Raw genomic sequence first — 16,666 nt, 5'->3', positions numbered from 1 at the left:
TTTCGTTGTCAGAGAACCGCCTCAGCGGCGCTTCTCGATCTTGAAGAAAAACATCTTGGTCGCCTGGCGGGCGACGATCTTGCCACCACTGACACGCGGCTCGAAACGCCACTTGGCCATGGCCTGGCGCACTTCGCGGTCGAACATGCGCGACGGCACCGACTCCAGCACCTGGATGTCGTCAATGCGGCCATCGCTGGTGATGGTGAACAGCACCTTCACCCGGCCTTCGATACCCCGGGCCTGGGCCATCCGGGGATAGACCGGAGGATCCATGCGCAACGGCTTGATGTCACTGTCGTTGAGGCTGCCGCTGGGCAGGCCGGCCGGACCTTGCGAGCCGCTGGGCGCGGTCTGCGCGCCGGGCGTGCTCTGCCCGACGGTAGGTGCGGGCGGCGGCGGGGCGGCGCTGGACGGGCTGGGCTGACTGGATGCCTCCGTGCTCGGCTCGGGTTCCGGCTTGGGTTTGGGTTCCGGCTTCGGCTTGGCCTTGGGAATGGCGTTTTCCACCGGTTTGGGCTTGGGTTTCGGCTTGGGCTTGGGTTTTTCCACCGGCTTCGGCTTCGGCGGCTCCGGCTTGGGTTCCTCGATCTTCGGCGGCGTCGGCTCCGGCGCGGCAGCCGGCGGCTGCGGGGTCGGCTCGGCCTTCTTCTCGAGCTGGACGAAATTCACCTGCATGGTCTTCGGCAGTTCGCCGTGGCCAAGGTTGAGTTCGGCCGGGGTCGGCATCACCCACACCAGCGCACCGATGATCGCCACATGCATCGCCACCGCCGCGCCGGAGGACAACCACCAGCGCGACTTGGGCGGCTCGCCGGGGACGTCTTCGGGATCGCTGCCATGGGCGTAGGGGATCAGCACTTCCTCGACCGCCACTTCCTCGTCGCGGCGCGCGCCGGAGCAGTCCACCACGCGCAGGTTGGGTTCTCCGCGCTGGGCATTCACGCATGGCAGGGACTCGCTTTCGTCTCCCTGGGCGGGAGCGGTGGGGTGGTCTTCGGCGAGCGCGGCCAGCGAAAAACGGTCAGGCGACCGTGAAGGCTGTGGCGACATGAGGGCGACCTGCGGAGAAGTGAAAGGTAAGGAAGTAGAGTCTTCTGATAATTATTATCATTCAGTCGCATCCTCAGGGCAACCTTGGCGGATCATTCCGCGACCATCCGACACGCCAGGAACGCCTCTTCGAGCGCCTCTTCATCCGCGCCTGCGGCGAGGATCAGTTCCAGCCGATTATCCCGCCGCCACGAGGACTTGCCCCAGTTATCCACAAACGGCGCGGCATTCGCTGCATACCAACCGTCCGCGCAATGCAGCACCGCCTTGGCCCGCCGCAGTCCGGACAAACGGTTCAGCCAGGCGTCCACTGCGACCCGATCGAAACGCACCGACGGCGCCAGCCGCCAGCCGATGGCGAACTGGCCGTCCTGCTCGCGCACGGCGCGCAGCGGTCGCTCGGCGGGCAGCACCGTTCCCAACTGAGCAGGCGCCTCCGGCAGGGCCGCCCAGGTCGTCGCGCTACCTTCCCCGGCAACGCTGGTCGGCAGATCGCGCAATGCCAGGTGACCGCGCACGCTCCAGCGCAACGGCAGGACCGGCAGGCGCGCACGCACGGCGCAGCGCTGCGTCGCGTCGAGCGTTTCGGATTTGTTCAGCAGCAACATGCCGGCCGCTTCCAGCGCCTGTTCCTGTGCCTCCGGCAGCGGTTGGCCGGAGGCCAGCGCCGCGGCATCCAGCACCACTACCAGGGGTTGCAGGGCCAGGACGCCGGACCAGGGAGGAGCCTGCAGCTGTTTCCACAGCGCCTGCGGATGTCCCAACCCGGAGGGTTCGATGAACAGCCGGTCCGGCCGTGCCCGACGCAACAAGCGACCGAGCCCCACCTGGAACGGCACGCCATTGACGCAGCAGAGGCACCCGCCCGCCACCTCGCCGATGGCCACGCCGTCGACGTCCGTGGCCAGCAGCGCGGCATCCAGGCCGATCTCGCCGAACTCGTTGACCAGCACCGCCCAGCGCTCGCCCGCCGGCTTCTGCGCCAGCAGCGAGCGGATCAGGCTGGTCTTGCCGGCCCCCAGGGGGCCGCCGATCAGGTGTGTGGGTATCTCTCGAAGCATCTGCGCAACCGGAATGTGAAAGCCTGTGGATCAATGCGGTCCTTGCCTGCGGGGAGCCAGGCCCCGTGCTAGAGTCGCGCCCGTCTGCAATGGAGTCCTCGCATGCGTCCGTTCCTGTTCTTCCTGTCCTGCCTGCCGGGCCTGGCCCTGGCCGAAGCCTGCATCGTCCATAGCCAGGCGAAGAATCTCGACGTGAAGGTCTGCCAGCAGAACCGCAGCATCCCGGCCAAGCTGTTCCACGAAGGCTTCTGCCAGCCACAACTGCAGGGCCAGAAGGTCGAGGTGACGTTCGCCGAGGAGTGTCCGACGGGCGCCTTCGGTGTCTGCCGCGACGCCAGGGTACCCAACGCGCCCTATCGGCAGGACATCTTCTACTACGGCATCGCGACCGACGCACGCTACCTGGAGCCGTTCTGCGCCAGCCAGAGCCAAGGTCGCTGGGAAGAGCCTAGCGCCGCGAAAAAGCCCTGAGCGCGTCATCAGCCTGTCACAGCGTCAGGGCTAAATGGGAGTCGGGTACCTCAGCACCCTTCGTCCCCATCCCCAAGGTAGGACGACTTTTTGGTGATAGGCCATCTGCGGATGGCCTTTTTTTATTCCTCGAAAGACACTTGTCCACAGGCTCAGGCAAGCCAGTCCAGGGTCAACAGCAGGCGCGCCAGCCCAGGCTCCGCTCGCGGCGAGCGATGCACCAGCCCGGCACCTTCGTTACCCTCCCAGCGTTCGCCCTTGAGCAGCGCCACGTCGCCCGTGGACAAGCTGTGGATAAGCTGTTCATCGACAACTTCAGCCTGCGCTCCGCCAAGCAGCCGACGGTCCAGGCCGGACTCGTCCAGCCATTCGCTGGCGGCGCCCTGGTAGGTGGTGACCAGCCGCAGCGGCACGTGGTCGACGTGGAAACGCGGGCACATCGGTTTATCCAGAACGCGCAGGCGCAGGCCGATACGCCGCGCCCCGGTCAGGCAGGAGAAGGCCTCGACCAGCCAGCCCAGGTCGTCGAGGAAATCGGTTTGTCCCGGCAGTTGCTGCGCGTCGAGCAGGCCGTCCAAGACGGGTAGCCGTTCCTCTTCCATCTCCAGCGTCTGGCTCAGCGCCAGTCCCGGCCGGTTGCGCACCAGGGCGGCGGCGAAGTCGCGCAGCGCCGGGCTCAACCGGCGTGTCCAGACCGCCAGGTTGACGCCCTCGCGAAGCACCTCGGCCAGCACCTGGGGGTCGTCATCGAACGCCTGGCACGGCAACGGTTTTTCCTGCGGCAGTGCGCTCATGCGGCGTGCCCCCAGTCCTCGAAGGGGTCGTCCAGGCCCTGCCAGCCGGGGATGCCCAGGTTCATCTCGGCGTCATCCAGCAGGCAGGCGTCCAGGGCTGCGCGCAGGGCCGCGAAGTCCAGGTTCTGACCGATGAAAACCAGCTCCTGGCGACAGTCGCCGACGCCTTCCTCCCAGTGCCGCATGATCGCCCGCAGGCCCTCTTCGTCCTGTGGCCACTGTCCGGTCGGCACGAAGCGCCACCAGCGGCCCGCCAGGCCGTAGCGCATCAGGCCGCCGGCCTGCGACCAGCTGCCGGCCTCGCGGGGCCGGCTGGCGAGCCAGAAGAAGCCCTTGGAGCGCAGCAGCCGCCCCTGCTTCAGCGGATTGTGCAGGAAGGCGTGGAAGCGCGCGGGGTGGAACGGCCGGCGCGCCCGGTAGGCCATGGAGGCGATGCCATATTCCTCGGTTTCCGGCAGGTGCTCGCCGCGCAGTTCCTTCAGCCAGCCCGGCGCGGACGCCGCGCGATCGAAATCGAAGCGACCGGTATCGAGGATCTTCGCCAGCGGCACCTGACCCATCACCATCGGCAGGATCTCCGCCTCGGCATTGAGCTGGCGCAGGATCGCCAGCAGTTCCTCGCGCTGCTCGCTGGAGATCAGGTCGATCTTGCTGACCAGGATCACATCGGCGAATTCGACCTGGTCGATCAGCAGGTCGGTGATCGAGCGCTGATCCTCCTCACCGAGGGTTTCGCCACGGCTGGCCAGGCTGGCGGCCTCCTGGTAGTCGCGGAGGAAATTCATCCCGTCGACCACCGTGACCATGGTATCCAGTCGCGCCACGTCGGACAGGCTGCGGTCCAGCTCGTCGCGGAAGGTGAAGGTCTCGGCCACCGGCATCGGTTCGGAAATCCCGGTGGACTCGATCAGCAGGTAGTCGAAGCGGCCTTCCCGGGCGAGACGGCCGACCTCTTCCAGCAGGTCTTCGCGCAGGGTGCAGCAGATACAGCCGTTGCTCATCTCCACCAGGCGCTCTTCAGCGCGGTTCAGGCTGACATCGCGCTGGACTTCGCTGCCATCGATATTGATTTCGCTCATATCGTTGACGATCACCGCAACCCGGCGGTTCTCGCGGTTCTTCAGCACATGGTTGAGCAGCGTGCTCTTGCCGGCGCCGAGAAAGCCGGACAGCACGGTGACAGGTAGGCGTTGGTTCACGGTTGGTAACCTCTTCAGTTGTGCCGCACGTGGCGTTCGCGCTTCTCCTGGCGCTCTTTCGCCTCGATGCAGAGGGTGGCGGTGGGACGCAACAGCAGGCGGCGCAGGCCGATCGGCTCGCCGGTTTCCTGGCACCAGCCGTAGTCGCCGCGGGCCAGGCGCTCCAGCGCTTCGTCGATCTTGTCGAGCAGCTTCTTCTCCCGCTCCAGCAGGCGAAGTTGCCATTGCCGCTGTTCCTCGCGGGAAGCCAGGTCGGCCTCGTCGCTGGGGCGTTCGAGATCGCGCAGCTCGCCGAATTCGCCTTCGATGCGCGCCTGCAGTTCCTGGCGCTGGCGCAGCAGCAGGTCGCGGAAGAAGTCCTGCTGGGCTTCGTCCATGTAGGCAGCGTCGGGCTGGGCAAGCAGTTCCTGTTCGGTCATAGGCTGAACCTGGGAAATTTAAAACGTTATACTATAACAATTAACACCACAATCGATGGCCCGCCAATCGCCTTCCGGCTACCCTGGGCCCACGTCATCCCGGGATCCACCGATGCGCCGCGTCCTCCGCCTTTACTGCCTGGCCCTCCTGCTGCTCGCTCCGGCGGCACAGGCGCAGGGCTTTCTTCCCGGCACCCGCCCGGCGGAATGCGCTTACCTGCGCACCGTTCTGGCCTGCATGGATCGGCTGGGCAACCACTACAGCGTCGCCACCGGCGGCAACGACACCTGGCTGCGCGGCTACGACGCGGCGAGCGGACGACGCTGGGCCCAGACCAATACGCGCTACGGGCGCCTGACCTTCTTCAGCGGCATCGCCAGCGACGGGGAAATCTGGGTCGGCCTCAGCCGCAACATCGGCTGGACCAACGTCAGCCGCCTGAGCAGTTCATCGGGCCAGCGCCAACGCCTGACCTGCGGGCGGGTCAGCGGCTGCAGCGAAGGCCCTAGCCGGGAGACTGCGCGCTGAGCGCCGCCAGGTAGCTGCCGGCGGGAGGGCGTTGCCGGAAGTAGCCCTGCACGCCAGCGAAGATCGCCTCGGCCAGGCGCTGGCGATGGCGTTCGTCCATCAACCGGCGACAATCGCCGCGATTCGAGATGAAGCCGGTCTCCACCAGGATCGAAGGGATGTCCGGCGACTTGAGCACGGCGAAGCCGGCCTGCTCGACACGCTTCTGGTGCAGCGCGGTGACGTCCGACAACTGGCCGAGCACGCTGTGGCCGAGGTCCAGGCTGCTGGCGATGGTCGAACTCAGGGCCATGTCGAGGATCACCCCGGCGAGTACCTTGTCGCGGCCCTGTAGCGGCAGGTTGCCGCTGTTGCCGATCAGGTCGGCGCCGTTCTCGCGATCGGCCATCCAGCGCGCCATGGTCGAGCTGGCGCCATGCTCGGAGAGGGCATATACCGATGCGCCGGAGGCGGTCAGTCGCGGCGCCGCGTCGGCGTGCACCGAAACGAACATGTCGGCGTTGTAGCGCCGAGCCACTTCCGGCCGCTTGCGCAGCGGAACGAACACGTCGCCGTTGCGCACCAGGCGCGCCTTGAAGCCTTTCTCGCGGTCGATCCGCCGCGCCAGCAGGCGGGCGATGGCCAGCGCCACGTCCTTTTCGCGCTCGCCCTTGCTACCGACCGCGCCGGGGTCCTTGCCGCCATGGCCGGCATCGACCACCACGAGGATGTCGCGGCCCGTCGAGGGTAGCGGGCGGGCCAGCGCCAGCATCGGCTCGGGGGGAGCCGCCAGCGCCTGTGGATAAAGGTCCAGGACCAGGCGATGGCCCTTTCCCGCCTGCGGTTCCAGGGCGAAGCTGCGCGGCCTGACCGCTTGGCGCAGATCGAGGACGATGCGCGTCCCGCCGCCACCCAGTTGGCCACTGCGTATGGCGCGCACGGGGCCGTCCAGCGGCAGCTCGGAGAGCGTTGCGAGCAATTGCGCGTCGGGCAGGTCGAGGATCAACCGCTCGGGGGCCTGCAGGGGAAAGGTTCGATAACGCGGCGGGCCGTCCAGTTCCAGCACCAGGCGCCAGCTTTCCGAGGAATTCCAGGCCCGGGCCTGGCGGATCCGTACATTGGCGCTGGCGGCCAGGAACGGCTGGAGGGCCAGGCCGGCGAGCAGGCTTTGCAGGAGACGACGGCGCTTCATCGACGAAATACCCGATTGCAAGGGTCGGCATTAGCTAATACGTTATATTATAACATTCAAGCCATTTCCAGGCCTTGCCTACCCTTCTTCGAGTTCTCCATGAATGCCTTGACGCTTCCCGATATCGCCCGCCAGACCACCACCGCCGATCTTCCCCTGGACTGGGTCGGCATGCAGGGCATCGCCCTTCCCGTGCAGATCGGCGGGCAGAGGGTCGCCGCCGAAGCCGATGCCGGTGTCAGCCTGGACGACCCGCAGGCCCGCGGCATCCATATGTCGCGCCTCTACCTGGCGCTGGCCGAACTGGAACAGGGCGAGCTAGACCTTTCCCGCCTGCGCGCCGTCCTGCAACGCTTCCTCGACAGCCACGCCGGCCTGTCGCGTCGCGCCTACCTGCGCCTGCGCCTCGCGCCGCTGCTGCGGCGTCCGGCGCTGGTCAGCCCGCTGAGCGGCTGGAAACGTTATCCACTGGTGCTGGACACGCGCCTGGAAGGCGATGACTTCCAGGCCGAAGTCCATCTCGAGCTGACCTACTCCTCGACCTGCCCTTGTTCGGCGGCACTGGCCCGGCAATTGATCCAGGAGCGCTTCGACCAGGACTTCGCCGGACAGCCGCTCGATCATGCCAGCGTGCTCGCCTGGCTCGGCAGCAGCGCCGGCATCGTCGCCACCCCGCACAGCCAGCGCAGCAGCGCGCACCTGCGCATCGGCCTGGCGGAAGACTGCATCGGACTGCCCCTGGAAGAGCTGGCGGATCTCGGCGAAAGCGCCCTCGGCACCGCGGTGCAGACTGCGGTGAAACGCGCCGACGAGCAGGCCTTCGCCCTCGCCAACGGACAGAACCTGATGTTCTGCGAAGACGCGGTGCGTCGGCTGCACCGCGCCCTGCAGGGTTATCCACAGGCGAGCCGGTTCTCCGTACGGGTCGTCCATGCGGAAAGCCTGCATGCCCACGACGCCGTCGCCGAAAGCCACTGGCAGCGAGGTGCCGCATGATCCGCAAGAATCCCTCCGGCGACCTGCCGGTGATCGACGAATCGGCCTATGTGGACAAGACCGCAATCATCTGCGGCAAGGTGATCATCCAGGCCAACGTCTTCGTCGGTCCCTACGCGGTGATCCGTGCCGACGAAGTCGACGCCGACGGCGGCATGCAACCGATCGTGATCGGCGCCAACTCGAACATCCAGGACGGCGTGGTGATCCATTCCAAGTCGGGTGCCACGGTGACCATCGGCGAGCACAGCTCCATCGCCCACCGCTCCATCGTCCACGGTCCTTGCGAAGTCGGCGACCGGGTCTTCATCGGCTTCAACAGCGTGCTGTTCAACTGCCGGGTCGGCGATGGCTGCGTGGTCCGCCACAACGCGGTGGTCGACGGCTGCGACCTGCCAGCGGGTTTCTACGTACCGTCCACCGAGCGCATCGGTCCGCGCACCGACCTGGCGAGCATGCCGCGGGTCAGCGTTTCGGCCAGCGAGTTCTCGGAAGACGTGGCGCGCACCAACGTCGACCTGGTACGCGGCTACAAGTCGCTGCAGAACGAGTTCTGAACATGCAAAGCCTGCTGATCCGCAATGCCCGGATGGTCAACGAGGGACAGGTACGCGAAGGCGATCTGCTGGTCCGCCACGGTCGCATCGAACGCATCGCCGGCTGCCTGGAAAACTGCGGCGCCAGCCGGGAGATCGATGCCGCCGGACGCTACCTGCTGCCGGGAATGATCGACGACCAGGTGCACTTCCGCGAGCCGGGTTATCCACAGAAGGGCTCGATCGCCAGCGAATCCCGCGCCGCCGTGGCGGGCGGCATCACCAGTTTCATGGACATGCCCAATACCCGCCCGGCGACGCTGAGCCTCGAAGCGCTGGCGGAAAAGAAGCGCCTCGCCGCCGCCCATAGCGTGGCCAACTACGGTTTCCACTTCGGCGTCAGCCGCGACAACCTCGACACCGTGGCCGCCCTCGATCCACGCGAGGTCGCCGCGGTGAAGGTGTTCATGGGCGCCTCCACCGGCGACATGCTGGTGGACGACCTGCCGACTCTGGAGCGCCTGTTCGCCAGCGTTCCGACCCTGCTGCTGAGCCATTGCGAAGACACGCCGCGGATCGAAGCCAACCTGGCGCGCTGGCGACAACGCTTCGGCGAACGTATTCCGGCAGCCGCCCACCCGCGCATTCGCGACGCCGAGGCTTGCTACCGTTCCACCGCCCTGGCGGTGGAACTGGCGCAACGACATGGCACGCTGCTGCATGTCCTGCACTTATCCACAGCGCGCGAACTGGCCCTGTTCGAGGACAAGCCGCTGTGCCAGAAACGCATCACCGCGGAAGTCTGCGTCCACCACCTGCTGTTCGACGACAGCGACTACGCCCGCCTCGGCCATCTGCTCAAGTGCAACCCGGCGATCAAGAGCCGCGAGGACCGCGACGCCCTGCGCAGGGCGCTGGCCGGCAACCGCCTGGACGTGATCGGCACCGACCACGCGCCGCACGCCTGGGCCGAGAAGCAGCAGGCTTATCCACAGGCGCCGGCCGGCCTGCCACTGGTCCAGCATGCGTTGCCGGCACTCCTGGAGCTGGTCCGCGAAGGCTGGCTGTCGCTGGCCACCCTGGTGGCGAAGACCAGCCACCGGGTCGCCGAACTGTTCGCCATCGCCGATCGCGGTTTCCTCCGCGAAGGCTACTGGGCCGACCTGGTGCTGGTCAGCGAACTGGAGCACCCGGCGCTGGCCAGCGCCATGCCGCTGCTGTCGCGCTGCAACTGGACGCCGTTCCGCCACCGGGCATTCCACCATCGGATCGATACCACCATCGTCTCCGGGCAACTCGCCTGGCACGCGGGACGCCTGTCCGACGATTGCCAGGGACTGCCCCTGCGGTTTTCCCGCTGAAGTCTTGTCCACAGCCTGCTGTGGATATCCGTTCGCCCACGACCCTAGCGCAGGGCTTTCACCGCCGCGCCAAGGAAGGCATAGGTCTCCTCCTCGCGATCGTCCATCTCCGGCTTCGGCCAGGCGCTCCAGACTACCGCCACGATCTTCTCCTTGCGGTTGATGTAGAGGTACTGGCCGAAGATGCCCTGGGCTTCGAAGGCCCCGCCGTCATGCTCGGGCAGGGCCTTGGCGCCCACCGGGAAGGTCCACCACTGGTAGCCGTAGCCGAGCGCGTATTCGCCATCGTAGAGCTTGCCCGGGGCCAGATGGGAAGAAGCCTCGACGCGACTGGCACGATCGACCCAACCTTCGGGAAGGATGCGTTCACCATCGATCACCCCGTTCTCGAGGACGAACTGGCCGAAGCGGCCATAGTCGCGCAGGGTCGCGCTCAAGCCGCTGCTGCCAATCTCTTGCCCGGCCGGCGATTCCAGTTGCCAGAAGCCGTCGCTCTCCATGCCCATTCGCGCCCAGATCCGCTCGGACAGGTAGTCGCTCACCGGAATGCGGGTTGCCGCGTGCAGCAGCTCGCTCTGCAGGTGCGACTCGCCGGTGCTGTAGGTGAAGTGGGTACCGGCCGGGTACTGCCGCGGCAGGCTCGCCAGCAGCCGCAGGATGCCACCGGGACGTTCGGCGAGCTGGGCGTCGAACATCTGCCTGCGGTCGGACTTCGGATCGCGATAGGTCTCGTTCCAGCGGACCCCGGAACTCATCTGCAGGACCTGCTCCACCGTCACCCCCTGGTAGGCGGAGCCGGCCAGGCTCGGCAGGTACTTGTCCACAGGCTGGTCGAGAGCCAGCAGGCCCTGCTGCACGGCGGCGCCCACCAGGGTCGAGGAGATCGACTTGACCACCGAGAACGAGGTCCAGCGCGTGCGTTCGTCGTTGCCCAGGCCGTAGCGCTCCAGGGCGACCTTGCCATCCTTGAGGACCAGCACCCCGCCAACGCGGTTGCGCCGCATGAAATCGTCGACGCCGTATTCCTCGCCGCCGATCCGGTAGCGCGGTGCGATGGCCACACCCGCCGGCAGCGGACGGACCTTGGTCCCCTTGTGGATAACCCGGGTCGGATAGACCTTGTCCATGTTCCGGTAGGTGTCCGGCTGGTATTCCGGGATCAGTTCATAGAGATCGGCGGCACGGCCGATCCGCGGGTTTTCCACAGCCGCGTCGGCGCCGGCCGAGCCGCTTGCCGAGACGAACAGTGCCAGAAGGGCCGGCCGGAAGACTGATATACAGCTACGCATGGACGTTTTCCTTATGACCGGAAGCAGCTCCGGCTTCGTCGTTTTTATGGATGTGGACTGGCGTCTCAGGGTTATCCACAGGACGTTCAGTCGCTCGGGTCCCGTATCGGACACGCCCAGAGTTCGACCGCCGGGCGCTCAGGGTCCGGCGGACCGATCCAGCGCGCCAGCGCATCGCAGCGCCCCTGACGGCAGATCCGGTAGTCGCCGGCCTCCGGTGTGCGCCCCAGCCGCAACGGTTGCAGCGGCGGCACCCCACGGTGGTAATGCCAGGCGCCGTCACGCAGCACGGCGCCCTCGGGAATCTCCATCCCCGCCCCGCTGCCCCGCACCCGGGCCTCTTCCAGCAGCAGGCCGCGCTCACTCAGGCGATAGTCTTCTTCCCAGAGCACCTTCTCGACCGTGTGTTGCCAGGCCAGGGTGAACGACTGCAGCGGCAGCGTCGCCCAGACGCTGCCGGCCATGCCCAGACACAGCGCGATCACGCCACCGCCTCGCGCGCACGCTGGCGCCAGAGGTGCCAGCCGATCACCAGCGCGCCGAGGACGAAGCCCAGCTCGTCGCTGATCGGCAAGGCCAGGACCAGGCTGGCCCCCGCGGCGAACGCCACCAGGCGCTCCCACCAGGCCAGCGGCCCCTGCAGGTAGCCGATGGAAGCCATGCCCCACAGGCCGATGGCCAGCACCGCCTTGCAGGTGACATAGAGCGTCGCCCCCCAACCGCCTTCCTGCAGCATCAGCGCCGGGGAATACACCGCCATGAACGGCACCACGAAACCCGCCAGGGCGATGCGCACCGCCCAGAAGCTGATCTTCAATCCCCTTTCCTTGGCGATCGGCGCGGCCGCGAAACAGGCCAGCGCCACCGGAGGGGTGAGGTCGGCGAGGATGCCGAAGTAGAAGACGAACATGTGCGAGACGATCAGCGGCACCCCCAGTTCCAGCAGCGCCGGCGCGGCGATGGAGCTGGTGATGATGTAGTTGGGGATGGTCGGGATGCCCATTCCCAGGACCAGGCAGGTGACCATGGTCAGGACCAGCGACAGCAGCAGGTTCTCCCGTCCCAGGTCGAGCACGTAGCTGGCGAAGGTGGTGGCGATGCCGGTCAGCGAAATCACCCCGATGATGACTCCCACCAGGGTGCAGGCGATGCCCACCGGAATCGCATGTCGCGCACCTTCGGCGAGGGCGCGGACGCAGATGCGCAGGGTTTCCCGGCCGCCACGGACGAACCAGCAGGCCAGGGCCAGGGCCGCGATCACGACGAAGATCAACCCGATGCCGAGGCGGAAGAACCCCGCGCAGAGCAGCCCCAGCGCCACCCAGAAGGCGATGCGCAGGCCGAGCGAGGACACCCGCAGGATGATCGCCGAACCGAGGATGACGATGGCGGTCAGCGCCAGGCCGATGGTTCCGGAGAACAGCGGCGTGCGCCCGGAGAACAGCAGCGCGATCAGCACCAGCAACGGAATCAGCAGGAACCAGCGCTCGCGGACGGCACCCCAGGCGCTCGGACACTGCTCGCGCGGCAGGCCCTTTAGATCGGCCCGGCGGGCCTCGAGGTGGACCATCCAGTACACCGAGCCGAAATACAGCAGGGCCGGGATCAGCGCCGCCTTGGCGATCTCCACGTAGGGGACGTTGATGGTCTCGGCCATAATGAACGCCACCGCCCCCATCACCGGCGGCATCAGTTGGCTGCCCATGCTCGCGGTCGCCTCGACGCCGCCGGCGAACGCCGGCTTGTAGCCGAAACGCTTCATCAGCGGGATGGTGAACTGTCCGGTGGTGACCACGTTGGCCACGCCGGAGCCGGTGATGGTGCCCATCAGCGCCGAGGAGAATACCGAGACCTTGGCCGGCCCGCCGACCCGGTGACCGAACAGGCCCATGGCGAAATCGGTGAACAGGCGGATCATGCCGGCCTGCTCGAGGAAGGCGCCGAACAGGATGAACAGATAGATGTAGGTGGCCGATACGTAGGTCGGCGTGCCGTAGAGACCTTCGGTACCGAACGACAGCTGGTTGACGATCTGGTCGAAGCCGTAGCCGCGGTGGGCCAGGTCGCCCGGCAGGTGTTCGCCGAACAGGCCATAGGCAAGAAACAGCGCGCAGATGATCGGCAAGGCGATGCCCATCACCCGTCGCGCCGCCTCGAAGACCAGGACGATCAGCACCACGCCGACGACCATGTCGGCCTGGGTCAGCTCTCCGGAGCGCTGGATCAGGTCGCCCTCGAAAACCCACTGGTAGACCGCCGTGCCCAGGCCGGCCATGCCCAGCAACCAGGCCAGCGGCTGCCAGGGGCGACCTATGCCGAAGGCGGGATAGCTGATGTACACCACCAGCAACAGCAGTCCGACGTGCATTGCCCGCAGGACCTGGGTGGAAATCAGGGGAAAGGCCGCGGTGACGACCTGGAACACGGAAAAGGCCAGGGCCACGGCGAACAACGCGCGCGGCCAGTTTTCCGCCTCGAGGTGCAGCCCGTTCTGATGATCGCTCATGCATCGACTCCCTACAGCCGGAAACGCGGGGAACCCGGTCCGCCGCACGGACCGGGGCTACGGAGAAACGGGCCTCACTCGGGCAGTACGCCCTTCTCCTTGTAGAAGCGCTCGGCGCCGGGATGCAGCGGAATCGGCAGGTTCTTCGCCGCCTTGTCCAGGGCGATGTCCTTGGCGGCAGCATGGGCGGTGACCAGGCGCGGCAGGTTGTCGAACATCAGCTTGGTCATCTGGTAGGCCAGCTCGTCGCTGACCCCGGAGTGGCTGACCAGGATATTGTCGATCGCCACCGTCGGCACGTCCTGCTCCTGGCCGTCGTAGGTGCCGGCGGGAATGCTCGCGGCGTGGTAGGCCGGGCTGTCGATCTTCGCCACCACGTCCGCCGGGATCGCGACGAAGGTGATCGGCATGGTCGAGGCCAGGTCGCGGATGGCCGCCATGCCCAGGCCGGAGGATTGCAGCGTAGCGTCGAGCTGGCGGTTCTTGATCAGCTCCACCGACTCGGCGTAGGGCAGGTACTCCACCTTGCCCATGTCCTCGTAGCTCAGGCCGGCGGCCTTGAAGATCGCCCGGGCGTTCAGCTCGGTACCGCTCTTGGGCGCGCCCACCGAAATGCGCTTGCCTTTCAGGTCGGCCAGGGTCTTGATGCCCGAGGCTTGGCTGGCCACTACCTGGATATAGTTCGGATAGGTATTGCCGATAGCCCGCAGCTTCTTCAACGGCGCCTTGAAGCCGGCGTCGGCGACCCCGTTCCAGGCGTCGGCGACCGAGTCGCCCAGCGCCAGCGCCAGTTCTCCACGCCCGGCCTGCAACAGGTTGAGGTTCTCGACCGAAGCCTTGGTGGCCTGCACCGAGGTTTTCGCGCCCTGGATATCGTGCCCGTAGATCTGCGAGAGGCCGACCCCTATGGGGTAATAGACCCCGCTGGTGCCGCCGGTGAGGATATTGATGAAGGTCGGCGCGGCAAAGACCACGGTACTGAAGGTCACCGTTGCGGCAAGCGTGAAAAGACCGAAGCGTCTGCTCAGCGACATGGGAAGTCTCCTGTTCTTATCGTTGTTGTCGCGCTGTCGCGGAAGCGTCCCGGCTTCCTTCGACCGCGCAGGACTTCGTGCAGACTAGACCGCCCCGCCACGCAGGACAATCAGCAAGGACCGATTGCGCGACCGGCTCCGCAAGGGAGCCGGTCGCCGGCGTTCAGGCGTACAGGTCGCGCCGCGACCAGGGCAGCTCGTGGGAGCCATCCTCGTGGGGGCGAATGGCGAGGATCTGGTGCAGGTTGATCCAGCCGCGCTTGAAGCCGTAGGCGCATCCGGCCAGGTACAGCCGCCAGATCCGCAGGGTTTCCTCGGGCACCAGGCGAGCCGCCTCCTTCAGCCTGGCTTCCAGGTTGGCGCTCCAGAAGTCCAGGGTCCGGGCGTAGTGCAGACGCAGGCTTTCCACGTCGACTACTTCCAGCCCGGCTTCGCTCATCCGCGCCACCGCCAGCGACAGGTGCGGCAGCTCGCCGTGGGGAAACACGTAGCGATCGATGAAGTCGCCGGCCCCCTTGCCAACCGGGCGGCCGTCGGTGTAGCGCGAGGTGATGCCGTGGTTCATCACCAGGCCGCCGGGACGCACCGCCTCGTACAGTTGCTGGAAGTACAGCCCCAGGTTGGCGTGCCCGACGTGCTCGAACATGCCGACGCTGACCACCTTGTCGAAGCGGCCATCGCGCGGCAGGTCGCGGTAATCCAGCAGCTTGAGGGTGACTCGGTCCTCCAGGCCTTCGGCCTTGACTCGCTCCCGGCCGAGCGCCAGCTGCTCCTTGCTCAATGTGATGCCGGTGACCTCGACGCCGAACTCGCGAGCGGCCAGGCGCGCCAGCCCTCCCCAACCGCAACCGACATCGAGCAGCTTCTCGCCCGGCTGCAAACGCAGCTTGCGGCACAGGTGACGGAGCTTGGCCAGTTGCGCGGTGGCGAGGTCTTCCTTGCCGGTCTCGAAATAAGCGCAGGAATAGACCATTTCCGGATCCAGCCAGAGCTGGTAGAAGTCGTTGGACAGGTCGTAGTGGTAATGGATGGCTTCGGCGTCTGTGTCCTTGTCGTGGCTTTCGCGAACCGGCGGCGCGCCGCCATCGGGTTCGCCGAGCGCTTCGCTGAGGGCATCGCCGATACCGATGACCTGGCTGATCGGTCCTTCGATGTCGAGACGCTTCTCGACGTAGGCCTTGCCCAGCGCATCGAGGCTGGGATGGGTGATCTCGGTTAGCAGCGAGGGGTCGCGAATGACCATGGTTACCTGTGGATCCGGCCCCAGATCGAACGCCTGAGCATCGCCGATGCGGATCCGCAACGGCAGTTGCAGGGACAGCAACTCAGAGGGGAGCTGTGCAATCATGCCAAACCTCCTGGTCACAAGACGGGAACACTATAGTCCAGTACCTGATAGAGTTTTGCTATCGACTACTTAGCCTCCTATCTATCGATGCAAAACCCCTGAGCACTCCGATTCAGGTTAGCAGCCAGTCTGCCCATGGATAGTTGACAGTTCTGATATACAAACTTTCCCTTTCTGCAATAACGGAATGACGCATACACCCTGTCAAAGGAAGCGGAAGCGACATAAGGAATGCCGATGAACGAGACCGTATCCCTCGAAACACGCGAAGTACGCTTTCTCTCCGTATTCGACTTCGACGGTACCCTGACATACCGAGACAGCTTCGTGCCCTTCCTGCGTTTCGCCTTCGGCAACCGGGTGTTCGTCCGCCGCATGCTGCGCATGGCAGGACCCAGCCTGGCCTATCTCTGCCGGCGTATCAACCGCGACGACCTGAAGGCGCGCCTGATCGCCACCTTCCTCACCGATGTGCCTGTACATGTGCTGGAAGAGCGGGCGCTGGCCTACCAGAACCGCTTCTGGGAAACACTGATGCGTCCCCACGCATTGACCGCGGTGGCCGACCAGGTCAGCAGCGGCAGCACCGTGACCATCTGTTCCGCCTCCCCTTCGCTGCTACTCAGGCCGTTCGCCGAGAAGCTCGGCGTGCACCTGATCGCCACCGAGCTGGAAGTGGTAGACGGCGTACTGACCGGCAGGATCGTCGGCCGCAACTGCCGGCGCGACGAGAAAGTCTGCCGCCTGGAGCGGCACTACGGTCCGCTGACCCAATACTCCCTGCGCGCCTGGGGCGACTCGCGCGGCGATACGGAACTGCTGGCGGCGGCGCTGGAGCGCTTCTGGAAACCGTTCCGCTGACCGGTTGCCGGACATGGTCTGATCCGAGTATCAATCCA

At 66.3% G+C, this 16,666-nt stretch carries 17 protein-coding genes; 6 read left to right on the top strand and 11 right to left on the bottom strand.

Annotated features, from left to right (window positions below):
* Window positions 1-21: 21 nt before the first annotated feature.
* Complete coding sequence (gene tonB1 / locus HMPREF3014_RS19510; protein WP_003121399.1) at window positions 22-1,053, bottom strand: energy transducer TonB1; 1,032 nt, start codon at window positions 1,051-1,053, stop codon at window positions 22-24.
* Between the two features lie 92 nt (window positions 1,054-1,145).
* Window positions 1,146-2,114, bottom strand: coding sequence for a CobW family GTP-binding protein (locus HMPREF3014_RS19505; RefSeq protein WP_023082784.1), 969 nt, complete (start codon window positions 2,112-2,114; stop codon window positions 1,146-1,148).
* A 102-nt stretch (window positions 2,115-2,216) separates the two neighbouring features.
* Here HMPREF3014_RS19505 and HMPREF3014_RS19500 point away from each other — a divergent pair, with 102 nt between their 5' ends.
* Complete coding sequence (locus HMPREF3014_RS19500) at window positions 2,217-2,585, top strand: hypothetical protein (protein WP_003121401.1); 369 nt, start codon at window positions 2,217-2,219, stop codon at window positions 2,583-2,585.
* A gap of 152 nt (window positions 2,586-2,737) precedes the next feature.
* Here the strand turns inward: HMPREF3014_RS19500 and HMPREF3014_RS19495 are convergent, their stop codons facing one another.
* Genes HMPREF3014_RS19495 through dksA form a run of 3 tightly spaced genes read right to left on the bottom strand, consistent with a single transcriptional unit; the run spans window position 2,738 to window position 4,997 of the window.
* Window positions 2,738-3,379, bottom strand: coding sequence for a DUF1826 domain-containing protein (locus HMPREF3014_RS19495; protein ID WP_003099676.1), 642 nt, complete (start codon window positions 3,377-3,379; stop codon window positions 2,738-2,740).
* Window positions 3,376-4,578, bottom strand: a complete 1,203-nt coding sequence (gene zigA / locus HMPREF3014_RS19490; RefSeq protein WP_003099674.1) for a zinc metallochaperone GTPase ZigA — start codon at window positions 4,576-4,578, stop codon at window positions 3,376-3,378. Before zigA ends, HMPREF3014_RS19495 begins: the two co-directional genes overlap by 4 nt.
* 14 nt (window positions 4,579-4,592) lie before the next feature.
* On the bottom strand, window positions 4,593-4,997 hold the full coding sequence (gene dksA, locus HMPREF3014_RS19485; RefSeq protein WP_003097086.1) for an RNA polymerase-binding protein DksA: 405 nt from the start codon (window positions 4,995-4,997) through the stop codon (window positions 4,593-4,595).
* A gap of 112 nt (window positions 4,998-5,109) precedes the next feature.
* On the opposite strand from dksA, the gene HMPREF3014_RS19480 reads away from it, so the two are divergent.
* Window positions 5,110-5,526: a hypothetical protein gene (locus HMPREF3014_RS19480; protein WP_003118444.1), complete on the top strand. Its 417-nt coding sequence runs from the start codon at window positions 5,110-5,112 to the stop codon at window positions 5,524-5,526.
* Here HMPREF3014_RS19480 and HMPREF3014_RS19475 read toward each other — a convergent pair.
* Window positions 5,504-6,697 (bottom strand): N-acetylmuramoyl-L-alanine amidase, encoded by a 1,194-nt coding sequence (locus tag HMPREF3014_RS19475; RefSeq protein WP_003161088.1) that lies wholly within the window; start codon window positions 6,695-6,697, stop codon window positions 5,504-5,506. The two genes, HMPREF3014_RS19480 and HMPREF3014_RS19475, sit on opposite strands and share 23 nt — an antisense overlap.
* Before the next feature lie 99 nt (window positions 6,698-6,796).
* On the opposite strand from HMPREF3014_RS19475, the gene folE2 reads away from it, so the two are divergent.
* From folE2 to HMPREF3014_RS19460, 3 genes are read left to right on the top strand one after another with little or no spacing between them, the layout of a single operon-like run.
* Window positions 6,797-7,693 (top strand): GTP cyclohydrolase FolE2, encoded by an 897-nt coding sequence (gene folE2, locus HMPREF3014_RS19470; RefSeq protein WP_003146842.1) that lies wholly within the window; start codon window positions 6,797-6,799, stop codon window positions 7,691-7,693.
* The gene (locus HMPREF3014_RS19465; RefSeq protein ID WP_023085893.1) at window positions 7,690-8,250 is read left to right on the top strand and encodes a gamma carbonic anhydrase family protein; all 561 of its coding nucleotides are present in this window, start codon (window positions 7,690-7,692) and stop codon (window positions 8,248-8,250) included. Before folE2 ends, HMPREF3014_RS19465 begins: the two co-directional genes overlap by 4 nt.
* Before the next feature lie 2 nt (window positions 8,251-8,252).
* Window positions 8,253-9,590 carry a dihydroorotase gene (locus HMPREF3014_RS19460; protein WP_003097095.1) on the top strand — a complete coding sequence of 446 codons (1,338 nt, stop codon included), beginning with the start codon at window positions 8,253-8,255 and terminating at the stop codon, window positions 9,588-9,590.
* 44 nt (window positions 9,591-9,634) lie between these two features.
* Here the strand turns inward: HMPREF3014_RS19460 and HMPREF3014_RS19455 are convergent, their stop codons facing one another.
* From HMPREF3014_RS19455 to cfaB, 5 genes are all read right to left on the bottom strand, one after another.
* On the bottom strand, window positions 9,635-10,879 hold the full coding sequence (locus HMPREF3014_RS19455) for a serine hydrolase domain-containing protein (protein WP_003161086.1): 1,245 nt from the start codon (window positions 10,877-10,879) through the stop codon (window positions 9,635-9,637).
* A gap of 86 nt (window positions 10,880-10,965) precedes the next feature.
* Entirely contained in the window at window positions 10,966-11,364 is a 399-nt protein-coding gene (locus HMPREF3014_RS19450) for a DUF1850 domain-containing protein (protein WP_003099655.1), read from the bottom strand.
* Window positions 11,361-13,385, bottom strand: coding sequence for a TRAP transporter permease (locus tag HMPREF3014_RS19445; protein WP_023087939.1), 2,025 nt, complete (start codon window positions 13,383-13,385; stop codon window positions 11,361-11,363). The genes HMPREF3014_RS19450 and HMPREF3014_RS19445 overlap by 4 nt, the downstream gene beginning before the upstream one ends.
* 74 nt (window positions 13,386-13,459) lie before the next feature.
* The gene (locus HMPREF3014_RS19440; RefSeq protein ID WP_003118440.1) at window positions 13,460-14,419 is read right to left on the bottom strand and encodes a TAXI family TRAP transporter solute-binding subunit; all 960 of its coding nucleotides are present in this window, start codon (window positions 14,417-14,419) and stop codon (window positions 13,460-13,462) included.
* A gap of 163 nt (window positions 14,420-14,582) precedes the next feature.
* Entirely contained in the window at window positions 14,583-15,767 is a 1,185-nt protein-coding gene (gene cfaB, locus HMPREF3014_RS19435) for a C17 cyclopropane fatty acid synthase CfaB (RefSeq protein ID WP_003114148.1), read from the bottom strand.
* Between the two features lie 237 nt (window positions 15,768-16,004).
* Between cfaB and HMPREF3014_RS19430 the strand changes: the two genes are divergently transcribed.
* The gene (locus HMPREF3014_RS19430) at window positions 16,005-16,628 is read left to right on the top strand and encodes an HAD-IB family phosphatase (RefSeq protein WP_003161085.1); all 624 of its coding nucleotides are present in this window, start codon (window positions 16,005-16,007) and stop codon (window positions 16,626-16,628) included.
* Window positions 16,629-16,666: the final 38 nt, after the last annotated feature.

This window comes from Pseudomonas sp. HMSC065H01 (genome assembly GCF_001815235.1).
Classification (GTDB): domain Bacteria; phylum Pseudomonadota; class Gammaproteobacteria; order Pseudomonadales; family Pseudomonadaceae; genus Pseudomonas; species Pseudomonas aeruginosa.
Note: the sequence above shows the minus strand (reverse complement) of the source record. Positions and strands in the feature narration are given on the sequence as shown.

Coding starts and splice junctions, on each gene's coding strand:
- tonB1 (WP_003121399.1), bottom strand. CDS start 1,053: ATGTCGCCACAGCCTTCACGGTCGCCTGACCGTTTTTCGCTGGCCGCG.
- HMPREF3014_RS19505 (WP_023082784.1), bottom strand. CDS start 2,114: ATGCTTCGAGAGATACCCACACACCTGATCGGCGGCCCCCTGGGGGCC.
- HMPREF3014_RS19500 (WP_003121401.1), top strand. CDS start 2,217: ATGCGTCCGTTCCTGTTCTTCCTGTCCTGCCTGCCGGGCCTGGCCCTG.
- HMPREF3014_RS19495 (WP_003099676.1), bottom strand. CDS start 3,379: ATGAGCGCACTGCCGCAGGAAAAACCGTTGCCGTGCCAGGCGTTCGAT.
- dksA (WP_003097086.1), bottom strand. CDS start 4,997: ATGACCGAACAGGAACTGCTTGCCCAGCCCGACGCTGCCTACATGGAC.
- HMPREF3014_RS19480 (WP_003118444.1), top strand. CDS start 5,110: ATGCGCCGCGTCCTCCGCCTTTACTGCCTGGCCCTCCTGCTGCTCGCT.
- HMPREF3014_RS19475 (WP_003161088.1), bottom strand. CDS start 6,697: ATGAAGCGCCGTCGTCTCCTGCAAAGCCTGCTCGCCGGCCTGGCCCTC.
- folE2 (WP_003146842.1), top strand. CDS start 6,797: ATGAATGCCTTGACGCTTCCCGATATCGCCCGCCAGACCACCACCGCC.
- HMPREF3014_RS19465 (WP_023085893.1), top strand. CDS start 7,690: ATGATCCGCAAGAATCCCTCCGGCGACCTGCCGGTGATCGACGAATCG.
- HMPREF3014_RS19460 (WP_003097095.1), top strand. CDS start 8,253: ATGCAAAGCCTGCTGATCCGCAATGCCCGGATGGTCAACGAGGGACAG.
- HMPREF3014_RS19455 (WP_003161086.1), bottom strand. CDS start 10,879: ATGCGTAGCTGTATATCAGTCTTCCGGCCGGCCCTTCTGGCACTGTTC.
- HMPREF3014_RS19445 (WP_023087939.1), bottom strand. CDS start 13,385: ATGAGCGATCATCAGAACGGGCTGCACCTCGAGGCGGAAAACTGGCCG.
- HMPREF3014_RS19440 (WP_003118440.1), bottom strand. CDS start 14,419: ATGTCGCTGAGCAGACGCTTCGGTCTTTTCACGCTTGCCGCAACGGTG.
- cfaB (WP_003114148.1), bottom strand. CDS start 15,767: ATGATTGCACAGCTCCCCTCTGAGTTGCTGTCCCTGCAACTGCCGTTG.
- HMPREF3014_RS19430 (WP_003161085.1), top strand. CDS start 16,005: ATGAACGAGACCGTATCCCTCGAAACACGCGAAGTACGCTTTCTCTCC.